The organism is Paenibacillus sp. J22P165 (genome assembly GCF_059692015.1).
The window spans coordinates 18,546-31,605 of record NZ_JCAUAP010000029.1; the positions used below are offsets into that span (position 1 = coordinate 18,546).

The window sequence follows — 13,060 nt, forward strand, 5'->3', positions numbered from 1 at the left end:
AAATGAAGATCAGGGAGTGATATACGTGTCAACGCCTAACGCTGAACAATCGATTCCACGTATAACCGCCAAGCGTCAAGTGAATCCGCCGCAATGGGCATTATCGGAACGATTACTAATCGATCAATTGAATAAAGCTGCTTTTGAATTTGTTGAACGCTACACTCGGCCGGACGGCACATTAATATGGCGTGAAGATTGGCCAGGGATGGACGGATCAGACGATCCTTATGAAGGATTTATGAATTTGGCGCTTCTCTACATGCTCGGCGGAAGCAACGAGCTGCATGGACTGGCGCGTAAAATCTGGGAAGGAATTACGTGGCAGTGGACGGAATACGGCCAAATTCACCGTGAGTTTGATGCTTATTACGATTGGATGCATCATGGAGAGGGTTACTTGTTCACGTATTTCCTCGGTCTTGCAGGACCTGTTACGTTAAAGGATCGCCAACGTGCTGTTCGATTCGCTGGCATGTATACGGGCGAAGACAAAGAGGCGCTCAATTACGATGCCGAGCACAAGCTGATTCGATCAGCGATTTCTGGGAGCATGGGGCCGCGCTTCGAGCTGACGGAAGAAGATTGGAGCACACATCGCGGCATTTTAGACGATTATTTGGCACCGTATGAAGATATTCCAGGCGTGGATTTTGCCAGCGGTAAATGCGCATGGTCGAACGATGAGGTGTACGCGAACATTATTCGCATGATGAACGAACGTATGACGCGCGGCGACGTGCCGTTGAACCTCAACGCGACGGGGCTGGTGACCAATGCATTCCTTCATACTGGTGATGAGAAATATCGCAAATGGGTACTGGAATATGTAGCAGCTTGGGAGGAAAGAACGCGTCAGAACGGTGGCATTATCCCTGATAATGTCGGTCTATCCGGCGAAATCGGCGAATATAACGATGGCAAATGGTGGGGGGGCTATTACGGCTGGCGCTGGCCGCATGGGTTCATGACGATCATTGAACCATTAACCAATGCATGCATGAATGCTGCGCTGCTCACAGGCGATATGAAGATGCTTGATTTGGCACGTCAACAATTGGATGAGAACTGGGCACTGCGCGTGAAGCAAGACGGAGAGGTGCTCGTTCCGTATAAACGTTTTGACGCAGGCTGGACGGATTATCGCAAAGCGGCACCGCAATATCCTGTCTATTTATGGACGATGTCGATGGCCGACGAAGATTTGGAACGTATTAATCGTATTCCGAAAGATCATGACTGGAATCAGGTCATCATCCCGAAGCTCTCAGGTACAGACAAGATAACGAAAAGAAATACAAAACATTACATCGGGAATACACAGCCTTGGTATCAATTTATTCGCGGACTTAATCCCGATTATCCGCAGAAAATTCTCGATGCGAACGTGGAATTAGTCGCACAGCAGTTGGCCAAAATGCGTTCCGAAGCGGGCGATCCGTATAACTGGGCGAATCAATTCAGCGATGATGATTTCTCCAGCATTCACATATGGCAAGAAATGTGCCCGATCTACATGGAAAGCCTCGTCCAATTGACGTTAGGTGGTCCTATGCATATTTCGCACGGCGGCCTGCAGCATGCTCGGGTTCGTTACTACGATGCGGATGCGAAACGTCCAGGTCTGCCTGAAGGTGTCGCTGCGCTGGTTACAGATCTTACTGCACAATCTGTAACGCTAGAACTTGTCAATACAAGTCAGTTCGACAATCGCTCTGTCATCATTCAGGCAGGGACATTCGGGGAACATCAATTTAAAGAGGTTTATCTTGTAGAAGAGATAAATACAAGCATGGAGATGTCGGTTGTTAATGATAAATGGTTGCAAGTCGATCTTCCTGCAGGGACGGGTGTTTCTTTACTTTTGACGATGAACCGTTATGTAAATGCGCCATCCTATGATATGCCTTGGGCAGATCGCGAAAAAGACGTCCTGCTTGAAGGCAGAAAGTCATAATCTAGCTTTTCGAAATGAGACTGCAAGTGCAGCGACTCTTTACTTTTCTCTTTTAAAGGTTGGTCTAGAGGACATCTTTCGCACAGCAGTCCGTTAAGATCAGGAGGTTTTGAGCAGCTATTTGCAAATGAAAAGGTGCTCTCCGTATCTTTGTTCTTGAGAGGTCGATATCTATCTCTGTATATGGAAGACATATACAGATGGTCATAACTGGGACTGGCCAGAAGCTTATGCAGAATGGCAGGAAGCCTGGCCTCGAGAGCAGGGAAATCGCCTGGCAGTTCCTATGATGGACATTTTCCAGGATGGTGTACCGGCAAATCCGGAATCGTGGCCTGGAAGCCGACAGGTTGATAGTAGAGTCGCAAGTATCGCAAGGCTCAAGCCAGAAATGGCGGCTAGTTATATCTATTATCACTATCAATTGCAGGAAGAGCGGGCCAGAGAGCTTCAACATGACTTATATCATTGGTGCTCAAGGCACGTTCATATTCTCTTATCACACGATCTGCCTGCTATAGTTAGTGAGACGAAGCAATCAGGCAAGTTAACAAGTCATAACACACCTGATAACTGGATTGAGGTCATGGAGCATCATTTTGAGCCGTGGATCGATGGAGTTGAGAATGAACTGAGGAGTCGTTCTGGTAAGAATGCGTAGAAGCGGGGCGTGAGCTCCGCTTTTTCTGTCTCTTTTGGTCGAGAAGCTAGGATGAAGTAACTCGATGTTTATTTCGATACTCAGATGGTGTAACACCTGTCAATTTCTTAAACACTTTCGCAAAGTGGTTCTGATAGTCAAAACCGACTGCAACTGCAATTTCATGGATCGACTTTGATGAGTCAGTCAGCAGACGCTTGCTCTCCGATATTCGAATGTCATTCAAATTCTCACTAAAAGACCGGCGAGTTTCCATATTGATCTTATTCGAGATATAAGAAGGATGTTTGTCGAATTTCTTTGCTACGGAATTCAACGAAATTTTCTCGAAGAAATGAGTATGCAAATAATGAATAATATCCCGCACTAATGCCGAGTACTGGGGATTCGCGAATTGTTTGATAGCTGCTGTAAACAGTATAAACATCTCTTTCATGAGTAGGACAATTTCAGCTCTTGAACTAAGATTCTCTGCCCGAACGATTAATCTGTAGGCAAGCGTTCTTGCATATTCATTTTCGACGCCACTTTCCACAGTGATTTGGCAAACGATCGCACACGTCGAGATGAAATGATTTTTTGCGGAACGAAGGATGTCCCCGCTCGCAAGTTCAAAGCGGTTTACACCTTCTTGAAAGCTTGTTATCGACTCTAAATGATTTTGAACAATCTCGACATCACCGGTCTGCATCTTCCCCTTCAACCGTTCATATTCCTCTAGGGTTATATGTAAAGGTTCACGTTCATAGTAAAGATTGACCAAAGATACCTCAGGCAATACTCGTGGAGATGGGGGAGGCGTTACACGAAACGTTTTTGATAGCGGTAAGGTATTTTCGTCTTCTCTATTGAACAACCAATATAGTAATCTTCCTAAATATTCAAGTTCTTTTTTATTTTTAATAGGGATCAACTTATCAAGTTCCCTTACAGAAGTGTTTAAACCAATAGGACCTAAAATAAGATAGAAAGGTTTGTTTTCTGTTGAAGTAACTACAGCATGATATACACTTAAATACTGCTCCCAAAATGAGTAGTAGGGATGCTCAGAATGTGACATTTCCTCGATCATTTCCTTCATAATTAGCCGTGTTCTGGCAAGCAGCGCTTGTCTTTCCGGTTGGACACATGCAAACACAAGCTGTCCTTCGTGATCAGCTCCAATGAGATCAATTCCGTGTAAGTAGTGAAAGCATCGTGCTTTTTCCTCGGCGGCATTCATACGAACCCTCCACAACCTTAAGTAAATATCTATATCTACAATACTAACATTCAATCAATTCCAAATTCAAATTTCCAAAACATGTATTTTTCAAAGTGGCCTTTGGCATATTGCATATTTACTTAGTGTAACCTAATGGTTTCTCAGTTTATCGAAAGGAGAGCATATGAAAATCACTCCTTCCCTTCAAGATTCGTATGACCAATTAAAAGAAGCCTTCTTGAATCTTCTCCTTATTCTTAAGGGAGGTAACTCGATTATTGATAGAAGAATCAGAAATTGAATCATTTTCTTTAGAGTTCTTGTTGTTGTTTTTATGTTATTATTTGTCTAAAATCAGAAGTAATTAAGCTGAACGATGATTCCATCATTTTGACAGTGAATGATTCCCCGATCTTACGGGAGCAAAACCGAAGATTGTGGTTGGATAACCAAGAACTGGCTGTAACAAACAAATCAAACAAACAATACAACCGCCGCCGCCGGTGGTGTCGGGTGACAAGAACATTATCTCATTAATTGCCGTGTTAACCGCGGTTTTTTATTTTATGGGATCAAGTTCTTGTCAAAACCCAATGACAAGAACTTGATCCCATTCCCGATTTTGACAAGTACTTGATCTCATTCCCGACAGAGCCATCTAAACGTTCTTTTTAAGCTCTTACAAGTCATCGCTAAACTAACGGGCAGAATACTTTCAATAGAGATCATACAGGAATCACGAAATCCCTCTCGAATTAGTAAATAAATAAATTGCCCTCTGACAGGAGGAAACGTCTTGATAGTTCGAAGCGGTGTAAAGGGAATCGTAATTAAAAATAATAGATTGTTAACCATCAAGAAACATGACGATAAATTCGAAGCTGATTATACCTTACCAGGTGGCGGTCAAGAACATAGTGAAAGTTTAGTCGAAGCGCTTCAAAGAGAATTTCTAGAGGAAATAGGATGCCTTATAAAAGTAAAGCAATTCGTGTTTCTAAGGGAGTACATTGGAAAGAATCATCATGAAAACAATTTGATAGACCCAAATACTCATGTGGTGGACCATGTTTTTATCTGTGAGATAGTAGATGAGCTTAATATCGGAAATGGGATTGCCCCAGATGAGGACTGCATTGGGATTGAGTGGATTCCAGTAACAAATCTTAATGAATTTAGGTTTTTCCCAAAAGGATTGATTAAAAACATAATTGAAATTGCAAATGGTGAAATACCACATGTATTCTATACGGGAGATATAAATTAAACACTTTCCTTCAGCTAATTATAAACGTTACTTAAATAGGGATCGTCGGCTGTACGCAGTCTGACGTTCCCTATTTTGCCGACGAACGGGCAGTATAATGCAATTAAAGTTACCACGCAACACTTATATTGGTTGAATGAGACTCATTGATTAATATCTGATGCGAATTAGAAACACTAAAAATGAATCTTTTGAACTGTTTAATTGTTACATATAAATAAACAAATGAAAGGACTCCTGCGTAGTCGATTATAGAATTTGATCACCGAAGAAGGAACTGATAAGGCTTACCGCTAACTCGGAGGTTTTGTTGCTATTGTCGAGTAACGGGTTCACTTCAACAAATTCAGCAGAAGTCACAATACCTGCTTCATGCAGCATTTCGACGGCGAGATGAGCTTCGCGGAATTGAAGTCCACCTTTGACGGCAGTCCCTGTGCCAGGTGCCTCAATAGGATCCACAGAATCAACATCATAGCTGAGATGAACGCCATCCGTTCTTAATTTAATATAATCAATTGCTTCTTGCATCACATGTGCCATGCCCTTTCGGTCAATATCGTACATGGTAAAGCATTTTATACCAAGGGAGCGAATTAGTTTCTTCTCACCCTCATCCAGAGATCGAGCTCCGATAAGCACTATATTTTCTGGTTTCACCTTCGGATTTATACCTTTCATGTTGGTCAATAAGGGATGCCCGATGCCAAGGCTGACCGCAAGCGACATGCCGTGTATGTTTCCAGACGGGCTTGTATCTGCTGAATTTAAGTCGGAGTGTGCATCAATCCAAATGACCCCTAACTGCTTATAATGATTAGATAATCCCGCAATTGTGCCAATGGCAATACTATGATCTCCGCCGATAATGAGTGGGAAATAATCTTGGCTAACGACTTTAGAAATCTGTTCAGCTAGTTGGGTATTGATCTCAATAACCTCAGCGAAATGTTTCAAATTCGACGTTTCCACTTGAGCATCTAAGGGAATTGCTGGTTCATTATCCAGACGCAGATCAGCAACGTGATCAACGGTATAATCCATTTGGTGTAACGATTGAAGTAACCCTGCTTCAAAAATGGCATTAGGTCCATGACTTGCGCCCCGGCGGTCTGCTCCAAGATCAAAGTTAACACTGATAGCAGCTATTTTAGGTTTGATACGCATCGGATCCACTCCTTTGATTGAATGATTAGATAATAACTCCTTAGGCTCCGCATCTTTGACTAACATTCCCAATCTACATGTAACCATCCTTCTTTACTATGAGCGGTCAGAAATTTCCCCAGTAGATGACATTCAAGCCGCTCAAACTGTTAATGAGATGCATTCCTTAGATAGCTCGCCAGTGTAATCTTGGAACGATTGAAACGGCAGCATTATGGGTGAAATCGCGTAAAAGAAAGAAAGGCGCTGAGACTCGAGATTTTCAAACCTCGTATTTCTACAAAATCGGAATGCTACCCGATACTTTCACTAGGCTACCGAGCTTCTCTGTAGCCTAGCCATTGTTATTGAGCTATTGTTCTCCGAGGGAGTTTAGTGATATCGCAGGTCTCAACATACATTGGGTAGCTAGCCTGAAGCGGGTATCTGAGAGCGATTCTTTAAACACAGATTTATCATTATGCGGTTTGCCTTACTCCAAAAGGCCTCTTTTGACGATGTTTATGGTGATTTTGGGTTCGATGGACATTTCGGGATAGACCTTGTCCCATTGAATTGTTTTCCAATAACGATAATGATGCGCTTTTACTTCCAACCCAATACCTAAGGCATCGCAATTGGCTTGTTGTAGCTCCTTAATGACTTCCTTCGCCCTTTCGTTCAACTTTTGCTCCAATTGCGAGCCGAGCTTCTTCAGCATTTCATCATCGACGTGAATAGTATCGGGCACTTCTACTAGGTCACAAGTGAAGTCGGCACTTATAACCGCCCTGACGGAGCCATTGTCGTTTGTGACGGCAATTTTACGGTCGCCGTCTCGGTTCATGAACAGCGAAACATACATGTTGGAAGAAATGTCCTTCTCGGTTATGGTAAAGTAATCAGGTTTGGATTTCGAGAGCATGATGAAGAGCACGGATGCTTTGCTGTCAAGCTCGCCAGTCATCTGCTTGTTGTGGAATAGCGCGAGTCCCGTTATTATAGCCCGATCTGCGCCCTTTGGATTGACGATCGGAATCGTAGCGTCGGTACCGTGATTCGTTAACATCGAATAAATTAAATATGGAGAGGATTTCGGAATCAGACCGTTATCTTCGCCGCTCTGTAGCAATTCGTAAAGATACTCACTGACCATCAAACGATCCTCCGCTTTCAACTGCAGCAACTTGCTTGCGGAATCATCCACGATGGCCATTTTGACATTGATCGGACTATGGGCTTCACGGTAATACGACTCCAGCGCGGGATACAAGCTTTTTCGTGCCAATCGTTTGTTGATGAGTATGATGCGTGCTTTCCCGAAATCCAGATTTTGGGAGGTGATTTTCTTAATTTCCATGTAAGCCTCGTTGATTGTCCTTCCTTCAGCGCCGATGATTGGCACAATGACTTCGGATTGGGCTTGTTTCTTTAACTTAATGGTCGGAAGGGATATAGAAAACAGAATCTTATCGTTTTCGAGCAAGTCGAAGGCTTCTGCATCCTCGATCCGCATTTCCTTCAATTCACGTTGGTCCCAGCACCCGGTCAACCCTGGAAGGAGGAGAACCAAGAGCAAGCGTACTACGTACGGCTTCATGTTCGAACTTTCCCCCCTGATAGCCATCTTTTAAGGTAGATCATCATTAACATCATTGCCGGGATCCCGATTGCCGCTGCCGGCCCATAAAGGGAGACGAAGCTTTGGAAGCGGGATAATTGCGAGACATCCAGCTCCCGTTGGCCAAGCACGATCAAGACAAGCGCGCTCACGAGCAGCGCCGGAAGTTTGATTCCCTTCTTGGGACTTGCGATGGCAGTCACCGAGGTCACAAACAGTAACAGATAACTAGATAATGTAGTAATAATAAACAGGATCCAAACAGCCAGCACGATGATATCCGTTCGCTCGATGAGCTTAAACGATATCGTTTTGAACTGAAACAGCAGCGGATGTCGGATGAAACTGATTATTTCGGAATTGAAGATGACCGTCGAAGAGAACACGCAGAGCATATAGATGGCTGTGATTGTGATATTGCAGAGAATTGCAGTACGCAAGACGGATTTAGACGGCATCTGGAAACAAGGCGAAAGAACCATTAGAATTTCTAAGCCTATAAACGACATCATACTTTGCCAAGTGCTGTAGCCGATTTTTACTAAGCCCGAAGAAAATAGAGGCATCACAAAGTGCAATTCGGCATCCTTGAGCGTATAGCAGATCAGCGCGATGAACAATGGAACGATCGCCGTGGCGAACACGGCGAAGCGGGCGAAAACACGTGGCGGATTGGAAACGAGATAGGTGCATCCGCCTATGAGCAGCAGCGCCATCATCCAAGCTGGAGTATTCTCGTAAGCCCATAAATGCGTTATAAAAATCCAACTCGCAAGGGCTTCATAGCATATCGTAAAAGAATAGACGGCAAACGCCAGAATGAATAAGCGTCCTAAGTACGGGCCGAGTCGCTGTAATAGCATTTGGAACACGGTTTTGCTCCTGTCTTGATCGCTAAGCATCCAGACAAGAATCAATAGAATGGTATTCAACAGGCCGCCGAACAGGCAGGCAATCCAGCCGTCAGGCCCGGCCTCGGCGTTAACCGCATGCGGAAGAGATAAGACCCCAAGACCGAATTGCGTTTGGAACAGCAGACAGAACAACTGAATGGGACCGATGGGCATATTCACAGTCTTCATCGTTTGATGCTCCAGACCGGCAAGCAGTACGGGACGCCGTATGGTTCCAGGGCAAGGAAGTGAATGAGGATGATGACAAACACGAACATCATACCGTAAAAGCCTAAGAGTGTTGCCCCGATAATAATCGCGAACTGCATTATCGTCGTTGAGGAGCGTAACTCCGTCGATGGAACCACAAACTTCCCAATCGTCGTAAGCGCGATGATAACAATGAGGATGTTGGACACGAAACCAATTTGGACGAGTGACTCACTGATGGTGATACCGCCGACGATACCCGTCATCTGGGCAAGCGTCGAGGGCAGACGGAGAGTGGCCTCAGCAATGAGTTGGAAAATTATAATCATGAGTAAGACTTCAAATAGCGGGGGGTAGGGTACGTTTTCCAAGGAGCCCTTGATGGTGCTAACCATGGAGAACGGAAGGACTTCATAATTGAAGCCGACAATCGTGATATAAAGACTAGGCAGAATTAGGCCGAACAGCAACCCAACTACTCTGACCATCCTCATCAATAATGAGGGCAAAGTGCCTTGTATAAGGTCGTCCGCCGTCAACATGAACGTATAAAAAGAAACGGGCAGAATAAGGCATGTACTGCTTCGGTCGCAAAGCACGCAGATTCTTCCGCGGGCCAGCAAAGCGGCCGCAAAATCGACGCGTTCCGTGCTGAGGGTTTGCGGAAAGATGGAATACTTGCTTTCCCTCAGATTTTTCCGAATTAGGCCGGGGTGCAAGTCGTGTGATGATGACATTGATGATATACGGTTAGTTGCAATATTTACAATCCCCGTATCGGCTGTTCCATCCAACCATACCATAGCGACTAGACGCTTGGCGTTCGTGCCCAGCTTGAAATAACGCACTCTGAGTTCACCAGTGGACAGATGTTTACGAACCAGATTCAGATTTGTCTGCAAATGCTCAACGAAACCGTCTCGATTGCCCGCTAAGGAGCGCTCATTTACTGGCTCCTCTGGAGAGCGGCTGTTTTGCTGACTGACATCGAAGCTGTAGCAGAGACCGCCTGCTTCGCTGCAAATTATGGCACTGCCTTCAAGCAGAGCCTCAACAGCATCTTGCTCCGAGAGGCAGGGCTTTACTTTGGTGGCGGTCAGCAGTTCTTCCATGCGCATCGCTACTTGCCCATCATTGGACTCACGCTGTAACTGCTTAAGAAGGCTAAGTTCAATTTTTGCCTTGTCGCACATCGTTTCCAAATACAGAAGCACGGCTTTGTCTTCGCCCATATTCAGTTCTCGAATGATAAAATCGTCGGTATGACAGAGGGCTTCTTGAATTGAAGCGATATCAACGGTTGGCAATATTTCCCCCTCCTTCTAGGCTTATAATGACCAGAATTTAGGAATTCATTCACTGGGAAGATATACGCTACAAAAACGAAAAAAATCTAGACCATCTTAAGGCAACTGAAGAACGGGCGAATTTAGTTTAAATGGTTGTTTTTAAACAATGTATTTGACTTGTAAAAAAGGAAATAGTCTAGATTGTACCCCTAACTGCAGCTCATTGCTGCAAAATCTAGCGCAAATGTATTGTGGGTTAGCTTATTGGCATAGCATTGTGTGTCAATGGATGGACACTACTCAGGAGAATCGGGATCCCTTTGGCGCGTCATATAACATTCAACAAAACGCATGTTTTATTGAATGTTGTTAGTGATCTACTTTGCAAGGCCATGTGAACCGTTGAAGTCCGGCGACACAAACATATGCGCATAATGCGCTATGATAGTAAAGGTTAGGTTTGTAATGGATTATTAATTTTGTCATTAAGCCTAGAGGGCAGTTATGCAAGCAACAGCACTTAACCCTGCACAACGTATTCTAAGTGTATGTATAGGGCATTATATGAGGCATTATATGAGCATTTTTCGTGTGTGGGGTGAATGATGATGATGATGATTGGAATATATGCAGCCCTTGTTATGTTCATCATATTCGGTACTATCGGGTATTTGATGTATAGGGAGATCGAGTATATTGATCGTGAAAATGTATCCGGCTTAGCCTTCAATCAGATCAAGGCTGCAAAGCAGGTGGAGGAGGTAGCCAAGCACGTAGGTGAAAGCCTAGAAGAACTTAGAAAGATCCATGCTTATATGGTCCAAAGGCAAGATGAAGAGAAAGTAAAGACGAAGGAACCAAACAATCATTAAGCTCCCTCGGTATGATTTAATTTCCTCACGCAAGCTCGTCTATTCGCAGGATTTCATCCTTTAGATATCAATGATGAATGAAAGATAGCGAGATATTTTAGGATATGTCGTTAAAAAGGCATGCGGGAACAGAGGTGGAGTTGAATCACCCAATTCATTCCAAATGCTACACGTATTCTCCACGATGCCCCTAGCGATTTTCACTCCCATGTCTCAACGGGTCAAGCGCCCTATCATTCCTTCGTCACATCTATCTAAGGGGTGGAGGTCGGTCTTTCTAACGGAACAGGTCGGAGCCTTTTTGCGTAATGTATCCCGATACTCCGTGCTTTCTTTGTCTCCTGCGAATACGCCAACTTGCGTGAGATAATGTTTATGTTAAGCTGCTAATGCAAAGATTTTATTTGGGTTGTAGGCTTCATCACTACGGGCCATTCCTACTAAGAGTCGAGCTAGTTTTCCACAGAACTTCATGATAGACTTCATCTTTTTAAGCTTTTTCTCCTGAACATTGTAGTGGTGTAAGGCTTTAAATTCTTGGTTACTTATGACCATGCACATTGTAATTAAATAGAGAAAGTGACGCAGTCGTGGACGGCCCCGTTTACTGAGCTTCAGTTGTCCTTTCCATTTACCCGAGCTTGCTTCGGTCACATTGAGGCCTGCGTGACGGAGTAGAGCGTTCCCGTGCGCATAACCGCTAAGATCCCCAGACTCTCCTAAAACACCAGCTAGAGCAATTGGACTTATTCCAGTAATGGCAAGGATTTTGCCTGAATAGGGGATTCGTTCAACAACGTCTTTGGCTTCTTTTTCTATCCTCTGCAGTTGTTTAGTAGCTAAGTCATGCTCCTCAAGGAGCTGCTCTAGATAGAGTTTGTAAGCATGTGTTGCTTGCTTAGAACCCACAGTTTTCTTGGCAAGGTCGATGAGAAGATGAGCTCTACGTACACCCGAATGTCGCTTCATTGATTTCTGCCATCCCTTAATGACATCGTCAGGACTCAGTTTACAGAGGTCAGATGGTAGCGGAAATAGCTGGAGGGTTAACAACGCACCTTTGCAAGTTAAAATCTTAAAGACTTGTCTTAGTTCAGGGAAAACAATGTCAACCCAGCGGTGGATCTGGTTAACGGCACTTACAAGGCGTTTAACGACTGTTTCTCGGTTAGCCATGAGAATCCGCAGCTCCTCATACTCAGAGGAGTGGAAACGGACAGGGGAGTAGTAGCCGTTTTTCACCATGTCGGCAATAACTAAGGCATCTTTTTTGTGGCTTTTAGAGCGTGTATTGTCGCGGTTTTCTTTATTCTTTTTAACTAGGTGAGGATTAACAAGTACGGCTTCAATGTCTTTGTTTTTGAGCCACCCTGCAAGGCTTAACCAGTAATGGCCAGTCGGTTCCATACCAACGATAACTTGAGATAATTTATATGAAGCGAACAAGTCGCGAATCCAACGCTCGAGGGACTTAAAGCCATCTTCGTCATTACTAAACACTAAAGGATTACCGAGAGCGACACCACGGAAGTTAACCGCTCTGGCAACATGGGTCTCCTGAGCAATGTCTACACCAACAACAATATGATTAACGGTAATGTTTTCAATGAGTTGATTTTGCTTATCTTGTGATTTAAACTTCATAGTAGAGCGTCCTCCTGGATGATGGAATTAAAGGGCTTTTGACCCGTAGCGTACTTCCATCGTACAGAGGCGCTCCTTTTTTTACAAAGCTGAAATTTATCCATCTACAGGAATCTAACGGTGAACTATAGCTCAATTAGTATCAGGAGAAGGCTGTCGATAGCATGGAACGGCAGCCTTCTCAGCTAAACCAGCTAATAACTTGTCAAGATTTTTCAATAGAAAAGCGAGAAGAAGGTGCTATACTAATTACTGAGCATGCCAAATAACCCTCCAAAATTGCTTTGGAAAGTTTT

General features: G+C 44.1%; 10 protein-coding genes. 4 read left to right on the plus strand and 6 right to left on the minus strand.

Translation table 11 applies throughout. The features are described 5' to 3' along the window. Nucleotides 1–25 precede the first annotated feature (25 nt). Both AC58QM_RS35145 and AC58QM_RS35150 read left to right on the plus strand, forming a co-directional pair. Nucleotides 26–1,957: a DUF8034 domain-containing protein gene (locus tag AC58QM_RS35145; protein ID WP_497289307.1), complete on the plus strand. Its 1,932-nt coding sequence runs from the start codon at nucleotides 26–28 to the stop codon at nucleotides 1,955–1,957. A 286-nt stretch (nucleotides 1,958–2,243) separates the two neighbouring features. Continuing rightward, nucleotides 2,244–2,618: a hypothetical protein gene (locus AC58QM_RS35150; RefSeq protein ID WP_497289308.1), complete on the plus strand. Its 375-nt coding sequence runs from the start codon at nucleotides 2,244–2,246 to the stop codon at nucleotides 2,616–2,618. A 46-nt stretch (nucleotides 2,619–2,664) separates the two neighbouring features. On the opposite strand, the gene AC58QM_RS35155 is transcribed toward AC58QM_RS35150, so the two are convergent. After that, nucleotides 2,665–3,840 carry an AraC family transcriptional regulator gene (locus AC58QM_RS35155; protein WP_497289309.1) on the minus strand — a complete coding sequence of 392 codons (1,176 nt, stop codon included), beginning with the start codon at nucleotides 3,838–3,840 and terminating at the stop codon, nucleotides 2,665–2,667. 778 nt (nucleotides 3,841–4,618) lie between these two features. Between AC58QM_RS35155 and AC58QM_RS35160 the strand changes: the two genes are divergently transcribed. After that, entirely contained in the window at nucleotides 4,619–5,089 is a 471-nt protein-coding gene (locus AC58QM_RS35160; RefSeq protein ID WP_497289310.1) for an NUDIX domain-containing protein, read from the plus strand. Between the two features lie 249 nt (nucleotides 5,090–5,338). Here the strand turns inward: AC58QM_RS35160 and rocF are convergent, their stop codons facing one another. The 4 genes from rocF to AC58QM_RS35180 form a co-directional block, all read right to left on the minus strand. Continuing rightward, nucleotides 5,339–6,250 (minus strand): arginase, encoded by a 912-nt coding sequence (rocF, locus tag AC58QM_RS35165; protein ID WP_497269617.1) that lies wholly within the window; start codon nucleotides 6,248–6,250, stop codon nucleotides 5,339–5,341. Between the two features lie 478 nt (nucleotides 6,251–6,728). After that, a complete protein-coding gene (locus tag AC58QM_RS35170) occupies nucleotides 6,729–7,835 on the minus strand; it encodes a Ger(x)C family spore germination protein (protein WP_497289311.1) in 1,107 nt (368 codons plus the stop codon). Further along, the gene (locus AC58QM_RS35175; RefSeq protein WP_497289312.1) at nucleotides 7,832–8,938 is read right to left on the minus strand and encodes a GerAB/ArcD/ProY family transporter; all 1,107 of its coding nucleotides are present in this window, start codon (nucleotides 8,936–8,938) and stop codon (nucleotides 7,832–7,834) included. The genes AC58QM_RS35170 and AC58QM_RS35175 overlap by 4 nt, the downstream gene beginning before the upstream one ends. Then, nucleotides 8,935–10,266: a spore germination protein gene (locus AC58QM_RS35180; RefSeq protein ID WP_497289313.1), complete on the minus strand. Its 1,332-nt coding sequence runs from the start codon at nucleotides 10,264–10,266 to the stop codon at nucleotides 8,935–8,937. The genes AC58QM_RS35175 and AC58QM_RS35180 overlap by 4 nt, the downstream gene beginning before the upstream one ends. Nucleotides 10,267–10,859: 593 nt before the next feature. On the opposite strand from AC58QM_RS35180, the gene AC58QM_RS35185 reads away from it, so the two are divergent. Beyond that, nucleotides 10,860–11,120 (plus strand): hypothetical protein, encoded by a 261-nt coding sequence (locus tag AC58QM_RS35185; RefSeq protein ID WP_497289314.1) that lies wholly within the window; start codon nucleotides 10,860–10,862, stop codon nucleotides 11,118–11,120. Nucleotides 11,121–11,498: 378 nt separating this feature from the next. Here the strand turns inward: AC58QM_RS35185 and AC58QM_RS35190 are convergent, their stop codons facing one another. Further along, complete coding sequence (locus AC58QM_RS35190; RefSeq protein WP_497289316.1) at nucleotides 11,499–12,764, minus strand: IS110 family RNA-guided transposase; 1,266 nt, start codon at nucleotides 12,762–12,764, stop codon at nucleotides 11,499–11,501. Between the last annotated feature and the right edge of the window lie 296 nt (nucleotides 12,765–13,060).

What these genes read in the sequence shown, in the direction of transcription:
- AC58QM_RS35155 (WP_497289309.1), bottom strand. Translation starts at nt 3,840, where the DNA reads ATGAATGCCGCCGAGGAAAAAGCACGATGCTTTCACTACTTACACGGA.
- AC58QM_RS35150 (WP_497289308.1), top strand. Translation starts at nt 2,244, where the DNA reads ATGATGGACATTTTCCAGGATGGTGTACCGGCAAATCCGGAATCGTGG.
- AC58QM_RS35175 (WP_497289312.1), bottom strand. Translation starts at nt 8,938, where the DNA reads ATGAAGACTGTGAATATGCCCATCGGTCCCATTCAGTTGTTCTGTCTG.
- AC58QM_RS35190 (WP_497289316.1), bottom strand. Translation starts at nt 12,764, where the DNA reads ATGAAGTTTAAATCACAAGATAAGCAAAATCAACTCATTGAAAACATT.
- AC58QM_RS35170 (WP_497289311.1), bottom strand. Translation starts at nt 7,835, where the DNA reads ATGAAGCCGTACGTAGTACGCTTGCTCTTGGTTCTCCTCCTTCCAGGG.
- AC58QM_RS35185 (WP_497289314.1), top strand. Translation starts at nt 10,860, where the DNA reads ATGATGATTGGAATATATGCAGCCCTTGTTATGTTCATCATATTCGGT.